This window comes from Halomonas sp. B23F22_10 (assembly GCF_043496975.1).
Classification (GTDB): Bacteria; Pseudomonadota; Gammaproteobacteria; order Pseudomonadales; family Halomonadaceae; genus Halomonas; species Halomonas smyrnensis.
Genome location: NZ_JBIEKF010000001.1, coordinates 462,940 through 485,485 on the forward strand (window position 1 = coordinate 462,940; position 22,546 = coordinate 485,485).

Below are 22,546 nucleotides of genomic sequence, written 5' to 3' on the forward strand. Positions count from 1 at the left end.
GGCCCCACGTGAGTCAGCAAACCCCCGATACCGTCTTCCAGGAATGGCACGACAATCAGGCGCTCGCCGAGCAGATGATCCCGATGATCGGCAGCCTGTACCGTCACAACAACGTCGTGACCACGCTGTACGGGCGTTCGCTGTTCAATCGCAGCGTGATCCGCATCCTCAAGGACCACCGGTTCGTGCGCAAGATCGAGGGCACCGAACTGTCCGTTCAGGACACCTTCCCGCTGGTCAAGGCCATGACCGAGCTGAACCTGGGGCCGGCTCACGTCGACGTGGGCAAGCTGGGCGTGGCCTACAAGAAGCAGGGCGGCGGCGATGCGGTGGCCTTCCTGCGCAAGGAGCTGGCCGAGATCGTCGACGGCCACTGCGCGGACACCGGCAACGGCGAGCCGAAGGACGTGGTGCTCTACGGCTTCGGTCGCATCGGCCGCATCCTGGCGCGGGTGCTGGTCGAGAAGGCCGGCGGCGGTAACCTGCTGCGCCTGCGGGCCATCGTGGTGCGCGGCCGCGGCGACATCGCCAAGGATCTCGAGAAGCGTGCCAGCCTGCTGCGTCGTGACAGCGTTCACGGGCCCTTCGACGGCACCATCAGCGTCGACCCGGAAGCGCGCACCCTGACCGCCAACGGCAACGTCATCAAGGTGATCTACGCCGACTCGCCGTCCGAGATCGACTACACCGACTACGGCATCAACAACGCCGTGGTGGTCGACAACACCGGCATCTGGCGCGACGAGGACGGCCTGGGCCAGCATCTGGCCTGCAAGGGCGTGGCCAAGGCGCTGCTGACCGCGCCGGGCAAGGGTGACGTCAAGAACATCGTCTACGGCATCAACCATCAGGACATCAATGCCGACGACCGCATCATCTCGGCCGCGTCCTGCACCACCAATGCCATCGTCCCGGCCCTCAAGGCGCTGAACGACGAGTACGGCATCGTTCATGGTCACGTCGAGACGGTGCACTCCTACACCAACGACCAGAACCTGATCGACAACTACCACAAGGGCGATCGCCGCGGCCGCAGCGCTCCGCTCAACATGGTGTTGACCGAGACCGGTGCCGCCAAGGCGGTGGCCAAGGCGCTGCCGGAGCTGGGCGGCAAGCTGACCGGCAACGCCATCCGCGTACCGACGCCCAACGTCTCCATGGCGATCCTCAACCTGACGCTGGAGCGCGAGACCGACGTTGCATCGCTCAACGACTACCTGCGTCGCATGTCGATCGACTCCCAATACCAGAAGCAGATCGACTACGTCGACTCGCCCGAGGTGGTGTCCACCGACTTCGTCGGCAACCGTCACGCCGGCATCGTCGACGCTCAGGCGACCATCGCCAACGGCAAGCACGCCGTGCTCTACGTGTGGTACGACAACGAGTTCGGCTACAGCTGCCAGGTCATCCGCATCCTGCAGCACATCTCCAACGTGGCCTTCCGCAAGCTGCCCCACGCCCAGGGCTAAGCGCTCCCGCGCGTTGCATCACCTCCGCCCCGGCCGCTCGGCCGGGGCACCCGCCAAACGTCTCTCCCTCAACGCTTTTATCACTCTTCTGCGACACTTCGTCACTTGCCGAGGGCGGCCTCCTGCGACCTTCCGGCAGGTAGTCATTCCACTGGCTTCTCTTTATAATGCGGGGGATTTTTCGGGGTGGTTCGAGTTCGCCTCGGGCCCGACTGGTTACATTCTGGACAAAACACAAGAATCCGATCCAATCGCACCCCTTTCCTTCGTATATCAGATCCATCAACTGGGCGAGACTATGATCGAAGTCAAGAAAGGCCTGGATCTCCCCATCACGGGAGCCCCGGAGCAGCGTGTCGAAGACGCGCGTCCGGTGCGCCACGTGGCGGTTCTCGGTACCGACTATATCGGCATGAAGCCGACCATGGAGGTTCGAGAGGGGGACAAGGTCAAGCTGGGCGACCTGCTGTTCACGGACAAGAAGATCGATGGCGTGCGCTTCACGGCGCCGGCCGGCGGTGAAGTCGTCGCCATCAACCGCGGTGAGAAGCGCAGGCTGCTGTCCGTGGTGATCAAGGTCGACGAGTCCGAAGATGCGGTGGAGTTCGCCTCCTACAACCGTGACAAGCTGGCTTCCCTGGAGCGTCAGGCAGTGGTCGATCAGCTGGTCGACTCCGGTCTCTGGACGGCACTGCGCACGCGCCCCTTCTCCCGCACGCCGGCCATCGACAGCGTGCCGAACGACATCTTCGTCACCGCTGTCGATACCCACCCGCTGTCTGCCGACCCCGCCACCGTCGTCCAGGGCCAGTCCCAGGCCTTCGAGGATGGCCTCAAGGTGCTGACGCGCCTGACCGAAGGCAAGGTCTTCCTGTGCACCGCACCGGGCGCCGACGTGCCGGGTGGCGACGTCCAGGGCGTGCAGGCCGAGACCTTCGGCGGTCCGCATCCGGCCGGCCTGGTCGGCACGCACATCCATCATCTCTCGCCCGTGGGCCTGCAGAAGAAGGTCTGGCACATCGGCTACCAGGATGTCATCGCCTTCGGCAAGCTGTTCACCGAGGGCAAGCTCGACGTCAGCCGCGTGGTGGCCGTGGGCGGCCCGCGCGCCGAGAAGCCGCGGCTGCTGCGCACCCGCGTCGGTGCCAGCACCGAGGAGCTGCTGGCCAGCGAGGTCCGTGACCCCGATGACACCCGGGTGATCTCCGGCTCGGTGTTCTCCGGCTTCACCGCCGAGGGCAGCCTGCGCTACGTGGGTCGCTTCAACACCCAGCTCAGCCTGCTCGAGGAAGGCAACAAGCGCAGCTTCATGGGCTGGCTGTCGCCGGGCGCGAACCGCCACTCGGTGCTCGGCATCTACCTGTCGCGCATCAAGGGCCTCAGCAACTACGCCCCGACCACCTCCACCAATGGTTCCGAACGGGCCATGGTGCCGGTGGGGGCCTACGAGGAAGTGATGCCGCTGGACATCCTGCCCACCCAGCTGCTGCGCTCGCTGATCGTCGGCGACATCGAGACCGCCATGCAGCTCGGTTGCCTGGAGCTGGATGAGGAGGACCTGGCGCTGTGCACCTACGTGTGCCCCGGCAAGTACGAATATGGTCCCATCCTGCGCGATAACCTCACCATGATCGAGAAAGAGGCCTGATGATGGGTATCCGACAGACACTCGAGAATCTCGAGCCGCACTTTCACAAGGGCGGCAAGTACGAGAAGTTCTACCCGCTCTTCGAGGCGGTGGACACCATCTTCTACACGCCGCCCAGCGTCGCCAAGACCACGGCTCACGTGCGTGATGGCATCGACCTGAAGCGCATCATGATCACGGTGTGGCTGTGCACCTTCCCGGCCATGTTCTTCGGCATGTGGAACGCCGGCTGGCAGGCCAACGTGGCCATCGCCGACGGTTTCGGCGCCGCCGGCGGCTGGCGCGAGGCCATCGTCATGACCCTGGCAGGCGGCCACGATCCGGGCAGCCTGTGGGCCAACTTCGTGCTCGGTGCGACCTACTTCCTGCCGATCTACCTGGTGACCTTCGCGGTCGGCGGCTTCTGGGAAGTGCTGTTCGCCATCAAGCGCGGCCACGAGGTCAACGAGGGCTTCTTCGTCACCTCCGTTCTGTATGCCCTGATCCTGCCGGCCACCATCCCGCTGTGGCAGGTGGCGCTCGGCATCACCTTCGGCGTGGTGATCGGCAAGGAGATCTTCGGCGGCACCGGCAAGAACTTCCTCAACCCGGCGCTGACCGGCCGTGCCTTCCTGTACTTCGCCTATCCGGCGCAGATCTCCGGTGACTCCGTGTGGGTCGCGGCCGACGGCTACACCGGCGCCACCGCGCTCTCCACCGCCTTCCAGAGCGGCATGAGCGCGCTGACCGACCAGTTCAGCTGGTGGGACGCCTTCCTCGGCTACATCCCGGGCTCGGTGGGCGAGACCTCGACGCTGGCCATCCTGATCGGCGCGATCGTGCTGCTGTGGACCAAGATCGCCTCCTGGCGAATCATGCTGGGCGTGTTCCTGGGCATGGTGGCGACCAGCCTGCTGTTCAACCTGATCGGCTCCGACACCAACCCGATGTTCGCCATGCCGTGGTACTGGCACCTGGTGATCGGCGGCTTCGCCTTCGGCATGGTGTTCATGGCCACTGACCCGGTCTCCGCCTCCATGACCAACCAGGGCCGCATGATCTTCGGTGCCCTGATCGGCGTCATGACCGTGCTGATCCGCGTCGTCAACCCGGCCTTCCCGGAGGGCATCATGCTGGCGATCCTGTTCGCCAACCTGTTCGCCCCGCTGATCGACCACTTCTTTGTTCAGGCCAACATCAAGCGCCGCCAGCAGCGCACCGGTGTGCCGGCCGAGGAGAACGCCTGATGGCACAGAGCAACAACTCCATCAAGAAGATCCTGACGGTGGCGTTCGCACTTTGCATCGTGTGTTCTGTGATCGTCTCCACCGCCGCGGTCGGCCTGCGCGCCAAGCAGGAGCTCAACCAGGAGCTGGACCGCAAGTCGAACATCCTCGACGTGGCGGGGCTCTATGAGCCCGGCACCGACGTCGAGGAGGCCTTCGAACAGGTCACGCCGCGGGTCGTCGACCTGCGCACCGGCGAGTACACCGACCAGTTCGATGCGGCCACCTACGACAGCTTCCAGGCGGCCCGCGATCCGGCCCAGTCCCGTACCCTCTCGGGGGAGAAGGACATCGCCGGCCTGTCGCGTCAGGAGAACTTCACCACCGTCTATCTGGTCGGCAACCCGGATGACCCCGAGCAGATCATCCTGCCGGTGCGTGGCCAGGGTCTGTGGGGCCTGATGCGCGGTTACCTGGCGGTGCAGGGCGATGGCAACACCATCCAGGGCATCACCTTCTATTCCCACTCCGAGACCCCGGGTCTCGGCGGCGAGGTCGACAACCCGCGCTGGAAGTCTCAGTGGGACGGCAAGGAGATCTTCGCCAGCGACGACAGCGTTCAGCCGGACATCGCCCTGGTCAAGGGCGGCGCCAGCGGCGAGACCGAGGTCGACGCGCTCTCCGGCGCCTCGCTGACCAGCAAGGGCGTCACCAACCTCCTGCAGTTCTGGCTGAGCCCCGAGGGCTTCGGCGAGTACCTCGCCCGGTTCCGCAGCGGCATCGAGCGTGAGACCGTGCAGGATGCCTCCACCGACACTGAAGGAGCCTGATGATGTCTGCACCGACTCCCAAGGGCGTCCTGGTAACGCCGATCTTCAAGAACAACCCCATCGCGCTGCAGATCCTGGGGATCTGCTCCGCGCTGGCGGTGACCAGCAGCATGAGCGTGTCGCTGGTCATGTCCCTGGCGGTGATCTTCGTCACCTCGCTGTCGAACTTCTTCGTCTCGCTGATCCGCAACCACATTCCGTCGTCGATCCGCATCATCGTGCAGATGACGATCATCGCCTCGCTGGTGATCGTGGTGGACCAGATCCTCAAGGCCTACGCCTATGAGATGTCCAAGCAGCTGTCGGTCTTCGTCGGCCTGATCATCACCAACTGCATCGTGATGGGCCGCGCCGAGGGCTTCGCCATGACCAACAGCCCGGGCCTGTCCTTCCTGGATGGCGTCGGCAACGGTCTGGGCTACGGCTTCATCCTGATGACCGTCGGCTTCTTCCGCGAACTGCTCGGCTCCGGCAGCGTGTTCGGCTTCACCGTGCTCGAGACCGTGCAGAACGGTGGCTGGTACGTGCCCAACGGCCTGCTGCTGCTGCCGCCGTCCGCGTTCTTCATCATCGGGTTGATCATCTGGGCGCTGCGCGCCATCAACCCGGAACAGGTCGAGGAGAACGAGTTCAAGATGAAGGACAACACCCAGCCGAAGGAGGCCGTGTAAGATGCAACACTATCTGAGCCTGTTCGTCGCCTCGGTCTTCGTCGAGAACATGGCCCTGGCGTTCTTCCTGGGCATGTGTACCTTCCTGGCCGTGTCCAAGAAGGTCTCCTCGGCGATCGGCCTGGGCATCGCGGTCATCGCCGTGCTGGTGATCACCGTGCCGGTCAACAACCTGCTGCTGACCTATCTGCTCGGTGAGGGCGCCCTGACCTGGACCGGTCTGGCCGGCGCCGAGAACATCGACCTGTCGTTCCTCGGCTACCTGAGCTACATCGGCGTGATCGCGGCCATCGTGCAGATCATGGAGATGTTCCTCGACAAGTACGTGCCGGCGCTCTACAACGCGCTGGGCGTGTTCCTGCCGCTGATCACCGTGAACTGCGCGATCCTCGGTGCGACCCTGTTCATGTCCGAGCGTAACTACAACTTCGGCGAATCCGTGGTCTACGGCCTCGGCGCCGGGGTGGGCTGGGCACTGGCCATCACCGCGCTGGCCGGTATTCGCGAGAAGCTCAAGTACAGCGACGTGCCGGCCTCTCTGCAGGGCCTGGGCATCACCTTCATCACGGTGGGCCTGATGTCGCTGGGCTTCATGTCCTTCTCCGGCATCCAGCTCTGAGGCGGCTTCCGGCGGCGCGTGTGGCGCGCCGCCGGTGTGACCAGTCAATGCTAGCAATAGGAAACCGACATGGTTGATACAACAGTCATCTTGCTCGGTGTGGTCATGTTCACCGTGATCATCATCGGTCTGACGGCGGTGATCCTGGCCGCCCGCAGCAAGCTCGTCAGCACCGGGGACGTGACCATCGAGATCAATGAAGATCCCGATCACACCCTGACCACCCAGGCCGGCGGCAAGCTGCTGAACACCCTGGCCGCCAACGGCATCTTCCTGTCCTCCGCCTGTGGCGGCGGCGGCTCCTGCGCCCAGTGCCGGTGCCGCGTGGAAGAGGGTGGTGGCTCGATCCTGCCCACCGAGGAGTCCCACTTCACCCTGCGCGAGAAGAAGGAAGGCTGGCGCCTGTCCTGCCAGGTGCCGGTGAAGCAGGACATGAAGATCGAGGTTCCCGAGGAGGTCTTCGGCGTCAAGAAGTGGGAATGCGAGGTCATCGAGAACCCCAACGTCGCCACCTTCATCAAGGAGCTCAACCTGCGCCTGCCCGAGGGCGAGGACGTGGCCTTCCGCGCCGGCGGCTACGTGCAGCTGGTGGCACCGGCCTACGACGTCAAGTTCTCCGACTTCGACATCGAGGAAGAGTATCGCGGCGACTGGGAGAAGTTCGGTCTGTTCAACGTCTCCCACAAGAACAACGAGGAAATCATCCGGGCCTATTCCATGGCGAACTACCCGGAAGAGAAGGGCATCCTCAAGTTCAACATCCGTATCGCCACGCCGCCGCCCAACACCGACCATCCGCCGGGCCTGATGTCCACCTACGTCTTCAGCTTGAAGGCGGGTGACAAGGTCACGGTGATGGGGCCCTTCGGCGAGTTCTTCGCCAAGGACACCGATGCCGAGATGGTATTCGTGGGCGGTGGTGCCGGCATGGCGCCGATGCGCAGCCACATCTTCGACCAGCTCAAGCGCCTGGACACCAAGCGCAAGATCAGCTTCTGGTACGGCGCGCGCTCCTGGCGCGAGACCTTCTACAATGAAGAGTACGACCAGCTGGCCGAAGAGCACGACAACTTCGACTGGCATCTGGCGCTGTCCGATCCGCAGCCCGAGGACAACTGGGAAGGCCCGACCGGCTTCATCCACAACGTCCTCTACGAGAACTACCTCAAGGACCATCCGGCTCCCGAGGACTGCGAGTTCTACATGTGCGGACCGCCGATGATGAACGCCTCCGTGATCAAGATGCTGCTGGATCTCGGGGTCGAACCCGAGAACATCATGCTCGACGACTTCGGCGGCTGATCGCTCCGCGGCGACCGTCAGGGCTGGCCTTCGTGCCAGCCCTGATTGGTTCCGCCGCCCGATATGCCGCTCTTGCGGCGGCATATCAGGCGACGGCACCCTGCAGTGGCAGCGCTCCCCGGGGATCACAGCGGCGCTGACGTGGTCCCAAGGGCAACACCTTCTCAGCGAACTCGATGGAGCACTCTATGGGCACCTTTCTCGTGGTACTCGCCTTCATGCTGGTGATCATGGCCGCCATGGCCATCGGCGTCATCGTCGCCCGCAAGCCGATCGCGGGCAGCTGCGGCGGCCTCAACCAGCTCGGCCTCAAGGAAGGCTGTGAGGTCTGCGGCGGCCAGGACCAGGTCTGCGAAGAGGAAAACCGCAAGCGTCAGGGCGGCGCCCGCCGCCGCAGCGACGAGAGCCGCGGTGCGGATCTCGGCTACGACGCGACCCGCCGCTGATCCGACGGCACCACCCTTTTTTCATTTTCCGGCGCTGAGCCGCCAGGGACGTGTGGCCGCAGGCTGGCGCCGGAATGACGGCGCCAGGCACGAGAGGTGATGCTTGCGCCATGATTCCCCGGCTCGGTGCCTTCAAGCACCCAGACGAGCAGGGGAGTCATGGCAGTTCATAACTACGATGTGGTGGTGATCGGCACCGGGCCGGCCGGCGAGAGCGCCGCCATCAATGCCGCCAAGCACGGCAAGCGCGTGGCGGTGGTGGAGAAGCAGCCCCTGGTGGGCGGCAACTGCACCCACTGGGGCACGATCCCCTCCAAGGCGCTGCGCCACCAGGTCAAGCAGATCCTGTCGTTCAACACCAATCGTATGTTTCGCGACATCGGCGAGCCCCGCTGGTTCTCGTTTCCACGGGTGATGGAGCGCTCCCGCGTCACCATCGACCAGCAGGTGGCGATGCGCACCAACTTCTACGCCCGCAACCGCATCGACCTCTACAGCGGCGTGGCCCGCTTCAAGGACGCCCACACCCTGGTGGTGCGCGGTGACGGTGACAGCGTCGACGAGCTGGTGGCCGAGCGGATCATCATCGCTACCGGCTCGCGGCCCTACCGCCCGGCCGACATCGACTTCCGGCATCCGCGCATCTACTGCTCGGACACCATCCTCGGCCTCAACCATACCCCTCGCACCATGATCATCTTCGGTGCCGGGGTGATCGGCTGCGAGTACGCCTCGATCTTCTCGGGCCTGGGGCTCAAGGTCGACCTGATCAACAGTCGCGACAGTCTGCTGTCCTTCCTCGACGACGAGATCAGCGATGCGCTGTCCTACCACCTGCGCAAGCACGGAGTGCTGATCCGCCACAACGAGGAGTACGAGCGGGTCGAGGGCGACGAGTCCGGGGTGACCGTGTATCTCAAGTCGGGCAAGCGGCTGCGCGCCGACGCCTTCCTGTGGGCCAACGGCCGCACCGGCAACACCGACGAGCTGGGGCTGGAGAACGTCGGCCTCGAGGCCAACGGCCGCGGGCAGCTGCAGGTCGACGAGCACTATCGCACGGCGATTCCGCACATCTATGCCGCCGGTGACGTGATCGGCTGGCCGAGCCTGGCCAGCGCGGCCTATGACCAGGGCCTGAACGCCTGCGACGAGCTGCTCGATCGTGAGTACCGCTTCGTCAGCGAGGTGCCGACCGGCATCTACACGATTCCGGAGATCAGCTCCTTCGGTCGCAACGAGCGCGAGCTCACCGAGGCCAGGGTGCCCTACGAGGTGGCTCAGGCGTTCTTCAAGGACACCGCTCGGGCGCAGATCACCGGCGATACCGTGGGCATGCTGAAGATCCTGTTCGACCAGGACACGCTGGAGATCTACGGCATCCACTGCTTCGGCGACCAGGCCTCGGAGATCGTCCATATCGGCCAGGCGATCATGCAGCAGGAGGGCGGGGCCAACACCCTCGAGTACTTCGTCAGCACGACCTTCAACTATCCCACCATGGCCGAGGCCTACCGAGTCGCGGCGCAGAACGGGCTGAATCGGCTGTTCTGATCCGTCGATCAGCTTGAGTCGAAAGACGACCGACGGCGCCCCCCGGGGCGCCGTCGGTCGTTCATGCCAGTGATTGACGACCGTCGTTGATGTCAGCCGTTGGCGGGTGGCTCGGGATCCAGGTGGCCGTAACACGGCGGGGAGCTCGGCTCGCGATCGAGGGCATCCTCGGCGTCCAGGGCCTTCAGCAGCGCCTCACGCAGGATCGGGAGGTAAGAGTCGTCGAGATCGCGTACCGCGGAAAGCAGCGTCAGGCGCCCGCCGCGGGCGTGACGCATCAGCGGTGTCAGCGCTTCGGGGTGGTCGCGCAGCTCACCGCGGTAGCGCACGGCGAACACGGTGGGGCTGATCTCTCCCTCGTGGAACTGGCGCCGCAGGGTGGGCGAGGGCGAGGCATCGCGATACCAGTCGGCCAGCTGCAGCGACTCACGGCGCTTGCCGCGAGGCCACAGTCGGTCGACCAGCACCCGCGCGCCGTCGTCGGGCTCGGGGGCCTGGTAGACGCGCTTGAGGGCGATCTCCCGGCTCATGCGTCGCCCTCCGTCTCCAGCGCCTGCCGTTCCTCCCGGGCGCGCGACTGCCAGGGGCCGGGCAGTGCCGCGGCGCGGGACAGCGCCTCCCGGGCGGTGTCGAGACGGTCCTGGTCGGCCGCGACGATGCCGAGGTTGAGCCAGGCCGGCGCGAGCTCGGGATCCGCGCTCACCGCGGCCTGGAAAGCCCCCATGGCGCCGTCGGCATCGCCGGTGGCGTGTCGTGCGTTGCCCAGGGCGAACTGCACGGTCGCGGCGTCGGGATGGCGTTCGGCCAGGGCCTGCCAGGCGGGCAGGGCGGCCTCGCTGCCCTGCACGGTCTCGAAGTCGGCGATGGCGCGGGTGGCGGATTCGGCATTGGCGTCGGCCGGCAGGTCGCCGGGGGGCAGGGCGACGAAGGCCCAGCGCTCGCTGCGCGCCCAGGTGGCGTCGAAGCGGGCGAAGCCGATGCGCCGCGACGGCGTCATGCCGGTGTGCAGCACCAGCTCCTCGGCCGGCAGGTCATAGCCGATGGCCACGGCGTAGTGCCACTGAGGGAAGGCCGGCAGCGACAGGTTCTGCATCACGACCACCGGGTGGTCGGCGGCGAGCTCGTCGAGCAGGGTCGCGAAGTCGCCCTCGAGGCGGAAGGGAATCCGCCCGTGGCGACGCACCGTGGCCAGCATCTCCGGCTGCACGCTGCCGTCGCGGCCGGGCAGGAAGACCTGGGGGATCAGCTCGTCCACGCTCACCTCGAGGCCGGCGGCCTCGAGGGCCATGGCCAGCGAGGCCGGGCCGCACTGGTAGTCGCGCTGGCCGTGGAAGGGGACCGCCTCGTTGAGCGCCATCGACGGTAGCGCCTGGCGGGTGGCAGGAGAAAGCGACGGGGCGGTGGCGCAGCCCGTCAGCAGCAGAAGCGTCAGCACCAACGCAAGAACGCCCGCGGGGCGGGCGTTCTGGCGTCCGGCGGTAGAGAACAGGCCGGTCATGGGATCTCCCGGTTCAGCGGGTGAACGGGTAGACGTCGGTGAGGCCGAGGATGTCGGTCACCAGCAGGATGATGAAGACCGCGAACAGGGCGCCGACCACGCTGGCACCGGCGGGCATCTGGTCGAGGCGGTCGGCCATCTGACGGGCCTCGGCGTCGGACAGGGCGGCCACGCGGTTCTCTACCTCGGCCGGGGAGACGCCCTGGAGCAGCAGCTGCTGCTGCACGTCCTCGCGGGCCAGAACGCGGCGGATCTTGTCGCGATCCTGCTGGCTGGACTGGGCGTCGAGCAGCGTGGTGGTGCCCACCAGTCCCTGATCGGCCGCCGGAACGGCGGCGATGGCCGGCAGGCTGCCGAGGACCAGGGCGAGGATCAGGAGCGGGCTGAGGAGTCGGGTGAGTCGTTTCATGATGGCATTCCTTGTGTTTCTGGGGAGGTCCGGCTCGGTGTCGCTCCACATGGGCGTCCTAGCGCCATGCCGGCGGCGATGCCACGACAGTATAGGGGATAAGTGGGGGCGGTTTCACGCTTGTGCGTTGATTTCCAAACGGTTGCGCCCGTTCTGCTTGGCACGGTATAGGCAGCGGTCGGCACGGGAGTAGAGCTGAGCCAGCGCTTCCCGGCCGGCGAGGGTCGTGGCCAGGCCGAGGCTGATGGTCAGCCGATGCTCGCGGGCCTCGCCGGGCAGGGTCAGGTCGGCCGTGGCCTCGCGCAGGCGTTCGCCCAGTCGCCGGCCGCCCTCTGTGCCGGTGTTCGGCATCAGCACGGCGAACTCCTCGCCGCCCAGTCGGGCCACCAGGTCCGATTCCCGCGCCACGCGGGTGAACTCGGCCGCCACGGCCTGCAGCACCGCGTCGCCGGCGGGATGGCCGTAGCGATCGTTGATCCGCTTGAAGTGGTCCAGGTCGATCAGCAGCAGGCTCAGTTCTCCGCCGTCTCGCTGGTTGAGCTCGAGATAGCGCTGCGCCACCTCCCACAGCTGACGCCGATTGGCCAGCTGGGTCAGCTCGTCGGTGACGCTCAGCTCGCGCAGCGACAGCCACTGGCGATGGATGCGGACGAGCGCCAGCATCAGCGCCGCGGCCACCAGCAGCACCAGGATCACCAGCAGGATCACGGCCAGGCTCAGCCATCTCATCAGGCGCTGCTGGTCGGCGGCGGCCTGGTGGACCTCCTGCAGCAGACGGCTGTAGGCCCAGGCGAGCGAGCCCTCCAGCTCGTGCCCCAGGCGGTTGAGATGCCGGACGTCGTCACCGACGGAGGGGGCCAGGGTATCGAGGGTCGATGCCAGCCTGCGGTAGAGGCCTTCCGCCTGGGTCAGCTCGGCCAGCATCGGCGCGTAGTCGGCCGCGTTGATCTCGCTGCGCGCGAGCCCCTCGCGGATGGTGCGAATGCGTTCGGGGATACGCTCCACCAGGCTGGTGATGCGGTCCATATGCCAGGCGTGGTGGGCGTGATCGATCAGTCCGTCCAGCTCGAGGCGCAGCTCGGCGGTGTCTTCCTGGGCGCGCACGATGTCGCCGGCCAGAGCCGAGTAGTCGGCGCCCAGATGGCGGCCCGCCTGGAGAGCGAAGGCGCCGGCCACGACGGCGCCGATCGCCCCCAGCAGGCAGAAGCCCGCGAGCAGGCGAAGGCGCAGGCCGGACGCCGGAATCACCGCGCCTGGATCTCGTCGATGGACCAGATCCACTGGCTCATCGGCGCATCGCCCTTGAGCACCGCCTCGGCATCGGCCGGCACCACCAGCATCAGCGGGCCGAGGTTGTCGGGCGTCAGCGGCGTGCCGTCCAGCCGCGTGGCGAGCAGGAAGCGTTTCCCCTCGCGGTCGGCGGGCGTGAGGAAGCTGGTGTAGTCGTCCAGGGCGATGAAGCGCAGCCGGGAGGCCTCGTCGAGGTTCTGGTCAGCGAGGAAGTCATTCAGCCAGACGCCGCTGAAGGTGCCTTCCGGGCCCTCGAAGTGGCGCATCGTGACCTCGCCGGTATCGCTCCGTTCGATGTCCTCGAGCGACAGATGGCGGGTTTCGCCGTGGGCGTGGATATCCAGAACGGGCTCGGCCGCCGTCGAGAGGGCGGGCCACAGGGCGGCGGCGAGCAGGGCAGAAAGGGCCAGGCGACGTGACAGCATCATGGAATGCCTCAACAAGGAATTGCCGATGATGATACCCCGAAGCCCGGGGATTGTGGGCGTGTAGACTGTGCCGGGTCGATCAACCGACGCGGTAGGAGTAGGGCGACTCGGCCAGCAGGCCGCGGCCGCCGGCGAGCGTCAGGGCCAGGTCGTGCAGGCCCTCCCACAGCGGGATGGGGCTGGCGCCCTTGATCGCCAGGTCGAGCCGCTGGGCGAACAGCAGCAGCTTGTGCAGGCGCTTCATCGGCAGACGCTTGAGCGCCTGCTGGTAGGCCGGGCGGCGCTTGTCGAAGATCGGCGGCTTCTGTGCCTTGCAGGCGTGCTCCAGGCTCTGGCCCTGATCGAGATGCTGATGCAGCGACAGCAGCAGTCGCAGCTCGCGGGTCAGTGCCCACAGCACGATGGGCGGCTCGACGCCTTCGCCACGCAGGCCGGTCATGATGCGCGACACCCGGGCGCGTTCGCCCTTGAGGCAGGCATCCATCAGCGTGAAGACGTCGAAGCGCGCGCTGTCCTCCACGCCGCCGGCCACCTGCTGGGGAGCGATGCGGGCGCCGGGCGGCGAGAGCAGGGCAAGCTTCTGCAGCTCCTGGTCGGCGGCCAGCAGGTTGCCCTCGGTGCGCTCGCCGAGCAGGCGGGCGGCATCGAGGTCGAGGTTCAGGCCGTGGTGCGAGGCGCGATCGCGCAGCCAGAAGTGCAGCCGCGAGACGTCCACCGGCCACACCGGGACGAACAGTCCGGCCTTGTCGAGGGCCTTGAACCAGGCGCTCTTCTGCTCGCGGTAGTCGAGCTTGCCGGCGGCGACCAGCAGCACGTTGTCGCTGCCGGCCATGCCCTCGGCGTACTCGCGCAGCGCCTTGGCGCCTTCCTGGCCGGGCTTGCCGTTGCCCAGGCGCAGCTCGATCAGCTTGCGCGAGGCGAACAGCGACAGGCTGGCGGCGGCCTCGGTCAGCCGCCCCCAGGCGAAGTTGGCCTCGACATGGAGCACCTCGCGCTCCTCGATGCCGGCCTGGCGGGCCGAGGCGCGCACGGCGTCACAGGCCTCGCGGTGCTGCAGCGGTTCGTCGCCGGCGACGATGATGACCGGCGGCAGCGACTTGGCCAGGGCGCCTTCGAGCTTGTCGGGAAAGACCTTCACGACGACCTCAGTTCGGTGACAGGGCGCGCAGGCGGTCCATCAGCCGGCGCACGGCCTCGCGCCGCAGTCGCTCGGTGGCGTCGTCGCGCAGCTCGTCTGCGACCAGCAGGTTGTTGTCGCTGATCGAGTAGCGCTCGCTGACCTCCACCACCTGCTGGTCGAGGCGATAGGCGCCGTCGCTTGCGCGCTGCACCGAGAAGGGCACGCTCAGGGTCAGCTCGCGCTCCTGGCTGCCGGTGTCGAGCACGCCGATCTGCTGCTCCTCGATGCGCTCGGCGCCGAGGTTGAGCACCATCGGCGCATCGTCGCGGAGCGACACGCCGGCGGATTCGAGTCGCTGGCCGAGCCGTTGCGTAAAGTCGCCGGAGGCGCCGGCCACGGCCAGCGCCTCCAGGCCCAGCGCCGGCTGGTCGACACCGCGCAGCCGGAAGCCGCAGCCGCCGAGGGTGAGGCCGGCGGCGCCGGCCAGGGTGAAGCGCAGGAAGTCACGCCGTTGCATTATGGCTCTCTCCTTGGCCGGCGGTCGGCTCAGCCGACCACGATGTTGACCAGCTTGCCCGGGACCACGATCACCTTGCGCACCGTCTTGCCCTCGAGATGGCGCTGGACGTTCTCGGCGGCCATGGCCTGGGCCTCGATGGCGGCCTTGTCGGCCTCGGCCGGCACCTCGAGGCGGGCGCGCAGCTTGCCGTTGACCTGCACCACCAGCTCGATGGTGTCGCGGGTCAGGGCGGACTCGTCGAGCGCCGGCCAGGCGGCGTCGATGGCCGGCTCGTCATGGCCGAGCTCGGCCCACAGCGCGTGGCAGGCATGCGGGGTGATCGGCGCCAGCAGCAGCACGCAGGCCTCGACGGCCTCCCGGGCCACGGCCAGGCCGAGCGAGCTTGCGTCCTCGAACTTGCCGACCGCGTTGGTCAGCTCCATCACCGCGGCGATGGCGGTGTTGAAGGTGGTGCGCCGGCCGATGTCGTCGCTGGCCTTCTGGATGGTCTCGTGGGTCTTGCGACGCAGCTCGCGCTGATCCTCGTTCAGCGCGTCGAGGTCGAGCTCGCCCGGGGTGCCGGCCTCGACGTGTTCGGCCACCATCCGCCACAGGCGCTTGAGGAAGCGATGGGCGCCCTCGACGCCGGAGTCGGACCACTCGAGGGACTGCTCGGGCGGCGCGGCGAACATCATGAACAGGCGCACGGTGTCGGCGCCGAAGCGGTCGATCATCGCCTGGGGGTCGACGCCGTTGTTCTTGGACTTGGACATCTTCTCGATGCCGCCCATTTCCACCGGCTGGCCGTCCTCCTCGAGCACGGCACTCAGCGGCCGGCCCTTGTCGTCGCGCTTGACGGTGACATCGGCCGGGTTGAACCACTCCTTGCCGCCGTTGGCCTCGGGACGGTAGAAGGTCTCGGCGATCACCATGCCCTGGGTCAGCAGGCGCTTGAAAGGCTCGTCGGACTCGACCAGGCCGAAGTCGCGCATCAGCTTGTGGAAGAAGCGCGCGTAGAGCAGGTGCAGGATGGCGTGCTCGATGCCGCCGATGTAGAGGTCGACCGGCAGCCAGTAGTTGGCGCGTTCGTCGAGCATGGCCTCCGGGTTGTCGGCGCAGGCGAAGCGCGCGTAGTACCAGGAGGATTCCATGAAGGTGTCGAAGGTATCGGTCTCGCGCACCCAGCCGTCGCCCAGGTCGCTGAACTCGGGCATCTTCTTGAGCGGCGAGCCGGAGGCGTCGACGGTGACCTCCAGCGGCAGGCACACCGGCAGCTCGTCGTCGGTGAGCGGCACGGTCTGGCCCTCGGGGCCGTACTTGACCGGGATCGGTGCGCCCCAGTAGCGCTGGCGGGCCACGCCCCAGTCGCGCAGGCGGAAGTTGGTCTTGACCTCGCCGTGGCCCTGCTCGGCCAGGCGGGCGGCGATGGCATCGAAGGCCGCCTGGAAGTCGAGGCCGTCGAACTCGCCGGAGTTGATCAGCACGCCGTGCTCATCGAAGGCGCCCTGGCTCAGGTCCGGCGCCTGGCCGTTCTCGTCGGCGATCACCGGCTCGATGGGCAGCGCGTACTTGGTCGCGAACTCCCAGTCGCGCTGGTCATGGGCGGGCACGGCCATCACCGCGCCGGTGCCGAACTCCATGAGCACGAAGTTGGCCACGTAGACCGGCACGCGGCGCCCGGTGAGCGGGTGCACGGCCTGGTAGCCGGTGGCCATGCCCTTCTTTTCCTTGGTCGCGAGCTCGGCCTCGGAGGTGCCGCCGTGGGCGCACTCCTCGAGGAAGTCGGCCAGTTCGGGATCGCCCTCGGCGGCGGCCTTGGCCAGCGGATGGCCGGCGGCCACGGCGAGGTAGGTCACGCCCATCAGGGTGTCGGGGCGGGTGGTGTAGACCCGCAGCGGCTCGAGGGTGTTGTCCTCATGGTCGGCGACGTCGAAGGCCAGCTCGACGCCCCTGGACTTGCCGATCCAGTTGCGCTGCATGGTCTTGACCTGCTCGGGCCAGTCGACCTGCTCGAGATCCGCCAGCAGCTCCTCGGCGTAGTCGGTAATCTTGAGGAACCACAGCGGGATGTCCTTGCGCTCGACCGGCGCGCCGGAGCGCCAGCCGCAGCCGTCGATCACCTGCTCGTTGGCCAGCACGGTCTGATCGACCGGGTCCCAGTTGACCGTCGACATCTTCTTGTAGACCAGGCCCTTCTCGACCAGCTTGGTGAAGAACCACTGCTCCCAGCGATAGTAGTCGGCGTCGCAGGTGGCGAACTCCCGGTCCCAGTCGTAGGCGAAGCCGAGCGCCTTGAGCTGACCGCGCATGTAGTCGATGTTCTGGTAGGTCCACTCGCCCGGCGGCACCTGATTCTTGATCGCGGCGTTTTCCGCCGGCATGCCGAAGGCGTCCCAGCCCATGGGCTGCAGCACGTTCTTGCCCTGCATGCGCTGGAAGCGGGAGACGACATCGCCGATGGTGTAGTTGCGCACATGCCCCATATGCAGCTTGCCGCTGGGGTAGGGGAACATCGACAGGCAGTAGTACTTCTCGCGGCTGGCGTCTTCCACTGCCTTGAAGCAGGCGTTCTTCTCCCAGTACTGCTGGGCGTCGCGTTCGATTTCTCGGGGCTGGTATTGTGCGTCCATCGCTGTCTTCGGGTACCTTGCTAGTCGAGCGCGGCGCGCGTGGCGCGGCGCATGTCAGCGGGCCTTGTCCGGCGTCAGGGTCATCCCCATTCGTTGGGGGAAGCCATTGATTCACCGACGGCATATCGTCTAAATGGAAGAACCTCTGGGGCGCAAGGATACCCCAGCACGGCGGGCGCCGGCTATGGTGGCGGCGCCGTGACCCCGACGCGGACAGGACACGGACTGGAGAACTGCGATGAGCGATCAACCGCAAAAGCCCCCTGAGGACCATCGCCTCAAGGATGCCTACGAACGCGTGCTGGAGCGTCTGCAGGAGGGCGCCGGCGAGCTGAACCGGGAGTCGCTGCAGAAGGAACTCGACGAGGCGATCGAGTTCGAGGCCGAGGTGGAGGAGTTCACCCGGTACGAGCTCTCGCTGCTGCGCGCCTGGGTCGATCGTGACCTCAAGGAGATGCGCCGCTACCTGAACGCCGGTGGCCATAGCGTGGCCCACTGGCTCGGCGTCGATCTCTCGGTGCTGTCGCGTCGGGTGGTGGAATCGCTGCTGTCGATCGCCGACCGCAGCCAGGTCGAGCGCGAACGCCTGGAAGACGACCTCGAGGCCTCGCGGGCCGACTATACCGCCGGCGAAATGGCGGCGCCGGGTCGCATGGCCTGCGCCAACTGCGACGCGGTGGTCGAACTGAACGGGGTCGCCCGCCTCGAGCCCTGCCACCAGTGCGGCCACCGCTACTTCATGCGCGCGCCGCTGGACTGATCTCCCCGCCCCCTGAGGCCGACCCGGCGCTCCGGGGGCTCGTGTAAACGAGTCTTCCGACCGGGCTCGCGCACGAGGCGATGTTTAACGCCGCGTCACCGAGCGCAGGCACTCTCTGGCGCGCCTTACGCCAGCCAGGCGATCATGCCGACCACCAGCGTCGCCATGATCAGCGCATAGCGCAGGTTCTCTCGCATCATCAGCCCGCCGCTGACGCCATAGCGTCCCTGCAGCGACAGATTGATCCCCGACAGCGGCCCGACGCTGGTGCCCACGGCCCAGGCCGCCAGGGCGACGAAGGCGAACAGCGTCTGCTCCGACGCTTCCAGGTCGAGCACCGAGGCCAGCACCGAGACGCCGATGATCGGGTGCAGCCCGGCCACGGCGCTGACCACGATGGCGAGAAAGCTGCCGATCGCCTGGAGAGCACCGAAGTGCTCGAACAGCGTCCAGCCGCCCTCGGTGGCGGCCTCGGCGAGCGTCGATAGCCCCTGGGTCAGAAGCCCCGCACACAGGAACAGCGAGATTTCGCCGCGCATGGCCGGCAGCCGGGTCAGGGTGTGCTGGCGCAGCCGGCCGGCGGTCCAGTGCAGGCCGCGTGTCAGGTTGGCCGCCAGCGCCGCGCCGGGCATCAGGAAGGTGATGATGGCGACGATGGAAAGCGCCGGCGTCAGCTCGAAGTGAAAGACCATCACCAGCGCGGCCATCACCACCGGCAGCAGCAGGCTCCTCGGCGCCATCGAGAAGCCGGCGGTGTCGGTCAGGTCGAAGCGTCGCGGCAGCTCGATCAGCGTCACCAGCCCCGCGCACAGCGCCAGCGGCAGGCCGTGGGCCAGCACGGTGGCGTAGTCCATGCCCGGCGCCAGGGTGATGACGATGCCCATGGAGGCGAAGAAGGGCGACCACAGCGCGGCGCTGGACAGCCCCCGGTTGAGCGCCAGCAACTGGGGCGTGGTCAGCGGCGCGCGGCGTGCCAGGCGATCGCCGACCATGAACACCGTCGACAGATTGAGGATGGTGCCGAGCAGGTGCACCCCGAGCCAGGTGCCGGCGAGGCCGCGCCGCCCGGTGACCGGTGGCCCCGAGGGGCGCGACCGGCCGCGACGATTGCCGATCAGGCCGATGAAACTGACCCCCACCAGCATCGCCACCACCTGGGTATTGGCGTCGAGCATCGCCGGCCAGTCCACCCGAGCGCCATAGACGAACGCTGCGATCAGCAGCAGGCCGACGCCGAGGCCCGCCAGCAGGCCAGCCTGGCGGCGGTTGCGGCGTGGCAGGTCGGGCCACAGCAGCGCGGTGCCCAGCCACAGGGCCGGCCCGGTCAGCGCCTCGGCGCCAGGCAGCCAGGCCAACCCCGTGATGCGCGACAGCAGCCCGACGAGGATCGACAGGCCGGCGAGGGCATGGCGGAAGCCAACGCCGGAGGCGGTCGCTTCGACGGTCTGGGCGGGCATGGCGATAATTCCTGGCTGGCGGGGGCAGGCTTCGCGGCGGAAGCCCGGCGAAATCATAGCATCCTAAGCAAGGCGCTGGGCGCCCACAAGCTGGCTTCCAGATGCGGGGTTAGGGGCGTATTCATCAGGAAGATTCTCTGCATAAAAGCGTCTGGCGGATTTTATTTTCTCATTTTTATCATCATTACATCCTTTTTCCTGCGCGCGTTGTCATGCCTATTGCGAAAAATGCAATAGTTGCCTGCTAACGATTCGTTGTACAGACTGGCGCACAAAAATGACGACCGGTTACCTCGAGCGCCGGGGAAGTTCCGCTTGCTGTCACTCCCGAACTCATCGAAACGACTCATCAGGATTCAGGGAACACAATGATCCGACACTCTCTCAAGGCGGCTGGCTTCGCCGTCGGTACCCTTGCGCTGTCGGCGCCGGCGATGGCGCAGTCTGATTCGTCCACCGAGGCCATGCAGCGCCAGATCGACGCCCTGCGCGCCGAGCTGGCGCGGATGCAGGAGACGATCGAAACGCAGCAGGCCGAGCGTGCGCCGCGCGACGCCTCCGCTGATGCCGAGCCCTCTTCCGCGTCCACCCGCGATCTGGTCGAAGAGAACAGCGCCATCCTCGAGACGCTCCAGAGCACTCAGGTCAATGGCCAGCTCGAGTTCGGCTCTGTCTTCAACGACTGGGACGAGCGCGACAAGGAAACGGCCGGGGACATGGACTTCGGCAAGTTCAACCTGGGCTTCACCGGCGGTACCGGCAAGTTCAATTACTCGTTGCAGTATCGCTTCTACGACGGCTACAACTTTCTCCAGCACGGCTGGCTGGGCTACGACCTGACCGATGACGACAGCCTCAAGCTGGGCCTGGTGCAGGCGCCGTTCGGCAACATGGATTACGGCTATCTCGGCTGGTACGGCACCCTGCCTTATATCGCGGGCTTCAATGACAACCAGAACGCCGGCCTCAAGTGGGACCACTCCCAGGGCGCCTGGGATACCTCGCTGGCGTTCTTCAAGAGCGACCAGCTCGGCGATGGCAACGAGCATTACGGGGCCAACGCCGTCGGCAGCAGCGCCCAGGGCAACTCGGAAGAGAACCAGCTCGCCGGTCGCGTCGCCTATACCTTCGGTCAGGGCACCGATGCCACCACCGAGATCAATCTCTCGGCCAAGGGCGGCCAGCTCTACAACACCCGGACCGGCGACAGCGGTGACAACTGGCAGGCGGCACTGGGGCTGAGCGGCCAGTACGGCAACTGGTCGACCCGTCTTCAGGCGACGACCTACGAGTACAATGCCGAGAATCCGGCCGAGAGCGTGTCAGGCATCTCGGATGATGTGATCCAGATCGGTGCCTTCGGCTTCAACTATTTGATCCCGGCCGAGGCCGAGATGTATTCCGCCAGCCTGGCCTATAGCATGGATGTCGACTGGGGGCCGGTGGATAACCTCTATTTCTACAACGACTTCAGCATGATCGATCCGTCGGGCGACTATTCGGCCATCAACGGCGGCTTCGGCGATCAGGACGATCCCATGTTGAACGACCTGGGCATGAAGATCACCGCCGGTCCCTACTACGCCTGGTTCGATATCGTCACCAACAAGAACGGGCTGAACTACTTCGGCTCGCCGGTGAACGACGACTGGCACACCAGCTTCCAGACGCATGTCGGCCTGACCTTCTAAGGCGCGCCGCGTCCGCCGGAACGCACGCCCCGCTCTCCATGAGCGGGGCGTTTTTCATGCTTTCCCGCTGGCTTTCGTCAGGCCTGCCAGGCGATCGCCTCGGGGCTGCGGGCGGCCTCGAGCCGCTCCAGCATCGCCCGGGCGGCGTTGGAGAGGGTGCGGCTGCGGTGCACCAGATAGCCCAGCGGGCGCTGGATCGGCGGGTGATCCACCTCGAGCACGTGCAGTTCGCCGGCCGCGAGACCTTCCGGCAGCAGGCTCCAGCCCAGGCCGATGGCGGTCATCATCTTCAGCGTCTCGAGGTAGTTGGTGGACAGCGTCACCGGCAGGCGCAGGCCGGCGGCGGCGAAGCGTGCCTCGATCAACCCGCGGGTGAAGGTCAGCGGTCCCGGCAGCACGGCATCGAAGGCGCACAGCTCGCTCAGGGCCAGCGGGCCTCGTGCGGCCAGGGGGTGATCGTGGGCACAGACGAAGCACAGCCGGTCGATCCACACCGGCACCACCTGGAGCTGGGCGTCGGGATGCGGGGCCAGGGTGGCCACGGCGATTTCCAGCGTGCCGTCGAGCACGCCCTGGTAGGCCTGCTCCGAGTCCTCGAAGCGCAGGTCGAGCCGCACCTCGGGATGCTGGCGGGTATAGTCCTTGAGCAGCGGCGGCAGTCGGTGCAGGCCGATATGATGGCTGGTGGACAGCGTCAGGCTGCCCGCCACCTGGCCGTCCAGGTTGCCCAGGGCGCGCCGGCTGTCGTCCACCATGACCAGGATCTGCCGGGCACGCGGCAGCAGCAGCCGGCCGGCCTCGGTCAGTGCCACCCGGCGGCCGATGCGATCGAACAGCCGCGCCCCGACCTGATCCTCGAGCACCGCGATACGCTTGCTGACCGCCGGCTGGGTGAGATGCAGCTGCTCGCCGGCGCGGGAGAAGCTGCCGCCGTCGGCCACGGCGAGGAAGGCCTGCAGGCTCTGGGTATCCATTCGGGCTCCAGCGATGTGGGCTTGGGAGAGTTATGTATTCCTTTCA

21 protein-coding genes are annotated in these 22,546 nt (G+C 66.8%); 11 read left to right on the forward strand and 10 right to left on the reverse strand.

Annotation, left to right across the window (positions count from 1 at the left end; all coding sequences use genetic code 11):
• Positions 1–8 precede the first annotated feature (8 nt).
• The 9 genes from ACGTNF_RS02040 (at position 9) to sthA (ending at position 9,744) form a co-directional block, all read left to right on the forward strand.
• Positions 9–1,472, forward strand: coding sequence for a glyceraldehyde-3-phosphate dehydrogenase (locus tag ACGTNF_RS02040; protein WP_394600223.1), 1,464 nt, complete (start codon positions 9–11; stop codon positions 1,470–1,472).
• Positions 1,473–1,770: 298 nt separating this feature from the next.
• Entirely contained in the window at positions 1,771–3,120 is a 1,350-nt protein-coding gene (locus ACGTNF_RS02045; protein ID WP_152478695.1) for a Na(+)-translocating NADH-quinone reductase subunit A, read from the forward strand.
• Positions 3,120–4,346 carry an NADH:ubiquinone reductase (Na(+)-transporting) subunit B gene (locus tag ACGTNF_RS02050; RefSeq protein WP_394600224.1) on the forward strand — a complete coding sequence of 409 codons (1,227 nt, stop codon included), beginning with the start codon at positions 3,120–3,122 and terminating at the stop codon, positions 4,344–4,346. Before ACGTNF_RS02045 ends, ACGTNF_RS02050 begins: the two co-directional genes overlap by 1 nt.
• The gene (locus ACGTNF_RS02055; protein ID WP_394600225.1) at positions 4,346–5,155 is read left to right on the forward strand and encodes a Na(+)-translocating NADH-quinone reductase subunit C; all 810 of its coding nucleotides are present in this window, start codon (positions 4,346–4,348) and stop codon (positions 5,153–5,155) included. Before ACGTNF_RS02050 ends, ACGTNF_RS02055 begins: the two co-directional genes overlap by 1 nt.
• 2 nt (positions 5,156–5,157) lie before the next feature.
• Entirely contained in the window at positions 5,158–5,826 is a 669-nt protein-coding gene (locus tag ACGTNF_RS02060; protein ID WP_026068383.1) for an NADH:ubiquinone reductase (Na(+)-transporting) subunit D, read from the forward strand.
• A gap of 1 nt (position 5,827) precedes the next feature.
• Positions 5,828–6,445 carry an NADH:ubiquinone reductase (Na(+)-transporting) subunit E gene (nqrE, locus tag ACGTNF_RS02065; protein WP_016854586.1) on the forward strand — a complete coding sequence of 206 codons (618 nt, stop codon included), beginning with the start codon at positions 5,828–5,830 and terminating at the stop codon, positions 6,443–6,445.
• A gap of 69 nt (positions 6,446–6,514) precedes the next feature.
• Entirely contained in the window at positions 6,515–7,747 is a 1,233-nt protein-coding gene (nqrF, locus tag ACGTNF_RS02070; protein WP_394600226.1) for an NADH:ubiquinone reductase (Na(+)-transporting) subunit F, read from the forward strand.
• A gap of 188 nt (positions 7,748–7,935) precedes the next feature.
• A complete protein-coding gene (gene nqrM, locus ACGTNF_RS02075; RefSeq protein ID WP_016854588.1) occupies positions 7,936–8,193 on the forward strand; it encodes a (Na+)-NQR maturation NqrM in 258 nt (85 codons plus the stop codon).
• 159 nt (positions 8,194–8,352) lie between these two features.
• Entirely contained in the window at positions 8,353–9,744 is a 1,392-nt protein-coding gene (gene sthA / locus ACGTNF_RS02080; protein WP_016854589.1) for a Si-specific NAD(P)(+) transhydrogenase, read from the forward strand.
• A gap of 92 nt (positions 9,745–9,836) precedes the next feature.
• Here the strand turns inward: sthA and ACGTNF_RS02085 are convergent, their stop codons facing one another.
• The 8 genes from ACGTNF_RS02085 to leuS all read right to left on the reverse strand — a co-directional run bounded on the left by ACGTNF_RS02085 (position 9,837) and on the right by leuS (position 17,618).
• Positions 9,837–10,274: a DUF488 domain-containing protein gene (locus ACGTNF_RS02085; protein ID WP_394600228.1), complete on the reverse strand. Its 438-nt coding sequence runs from the start codon at positions 10,272–10,274 to the stop codon at positions 9,837–9,839.
• The gene (locus ACGTNF_RS02090) at positions 10,271–11,242 is read right to left on the reverse strand and encodes a PA2778 family cysteine peptidase (protein ID WP_394600229.1); all 972 of its coding nucleotides are present in this window, start codon (positions 11,240–11,242) and stop codon (positions 10,271–10,273) included. Before ACGTNF_RS02090 ends, ACGTNF_RS02085 begins: the two co-directional genes overlap by 4 nt.
• Before the next feature lie 13 nt (positions 11,243–11,255).
• On the reverse strand, positions 11,256–11,651 hold the full coding sequence (locus tag ACGTNF_RS02095; protein WP_394600231.1) for a PA2779 family protein: 396 nt from the start codon (positions 11,649–11,651) through the stop codon (positions 11,256–11,258).
• 114 nt (positions 11,652–11,765) lie between these two features.
• A complete protein-coding gene (locus ACGTNF_RS02100; RefSeq protein ID WP_394600232.1) occupies positions 11,766–12,899 on the reverse strand; it encodes a GGDEF domain-containing protein in 1,134 nt (377 codons plus the stop codon).
• Positions 12,896–13,369, reverse strand: a complete 474-nt coding sequence (locus ACGTNF_RS02105; RefSeq protein WP_394600233.1) for a molybdopterin-dependent oxidoreductase — start codon at positions 13,367–13,369, stop codon at positions 12,896–12,898. Before ACGTNF_RS02105 ends, ACGTNF_RS02100 begins: the two co-directional genes overlap by 4 nt.
• Before the next feature lie 79 nt (positions 13,370–13,448).
• Positions 13,449–14,507: a DNA polymerase III subunit delta gene (holA, locus tag ACGTNF_RS02110; RefSeq protein WP_394600235.1), complete on the reverse strand. Its 1,059-nt coding sequence runs from the start codon at positions 14,505–14,507 to the stop codon at positions 13,449–13,451.
• 7 nt (positions 14,508–14,514) lie between these two features.
• On the reverse strand, positions 14,515–15,006 hold the full coding sequence (locus ACGTNF_RS02115) for an LPS-assembly lipoprotein LptE (protein ID WP_394600236.1): 492 nt from the start codon (positions 15,004–15,006) through the stop codon (positions 14,515–14,517).
• A gap of 29 nt (positions 15,007–15,035) precedes the next feature.
• A complete protein-coding gene (gene leuS, locus ACGTNF_RS02120) occupies positions 15,036–17,618 on the reverse strand; it encodes a leucine--tRNA ligase (RefSeq protein WP_394600237.1) in 2,583 nt (860 codons plus the stop codon).
• Positions 17,619–17,856: 238 nt separating this feature from the next.
• Here leuS and ACGTNF_RS02125 point away from each other — a divergent pair, with 238 nt between their 5' ends.
• Positions 17,857–18,378: a zinc ribbon-containing protein gene (locus ACGTNF_RS02125; RefSeq protein WP_394600238.1), complete on the forward strand. Its 522-nt coding sequence runs from the start codon at positions 17,857–17,859 to the stop codon at positions 18,376–18,378.
• A gap of 125 nt (positions 18,379–18,503) precedes the next feature.
• On the opposite strand, the gene ACGTNF_RS02130 is transcribed toward ACGTNF_RS02125, so the two are convergent.
• Positions 18,504–19,835 carry a hypothetical protein gene (locus tag ACGTNF_RS02130; RefSeq protein WP_394600239.1) on the reverse strand — a complete coding sequence of 444 codons (1,332 nt, stop codon included), beginning with the start codon at positions 19,833–19,835 and terminating at the stop codon, positions 18,504–18,506.
• A gap of 368 nt (positions 19,836–20,203) precedes the next feature.
• Here ACGTNF_RS02130 and ACGTNF_RS02135 point away from each other — a divergent pair, with 368 nt between their 5' ends.
• Positions 20,204–21,526 (forward strand): TonB-dependent receptor, encoded by a 1,323-nt coding sequence (locus tag ACGTNF_RS02135; protein ID WP_394600240.1) that lies wholly within the window; start codon positions 20,204–20,206, stop codon positions 21,524–21,526.
• Positions 21,527–21,603: 77 nt separating this feature from the next.
• On the opposite strand, the gene ACGTNF_RS02140 is transcribed toward ACGTNF_RS02135, so the two are convergent.
• Positions 21,604–22,500 carry a LysR family transcriptional regulator gene (locus ACGTNF_RS02140; RefSeq protein ID WP_394600241.1) on the reverse strand — a complete coding sequence of 299 codons (897 nt, stop codon included), beginning with the start codon at positions 22,498–22,500 and terminating at the stop codon, positions 21,604–21,606.
• Positions 22,501–22,546: the final 46 nt, after the last annotated feature.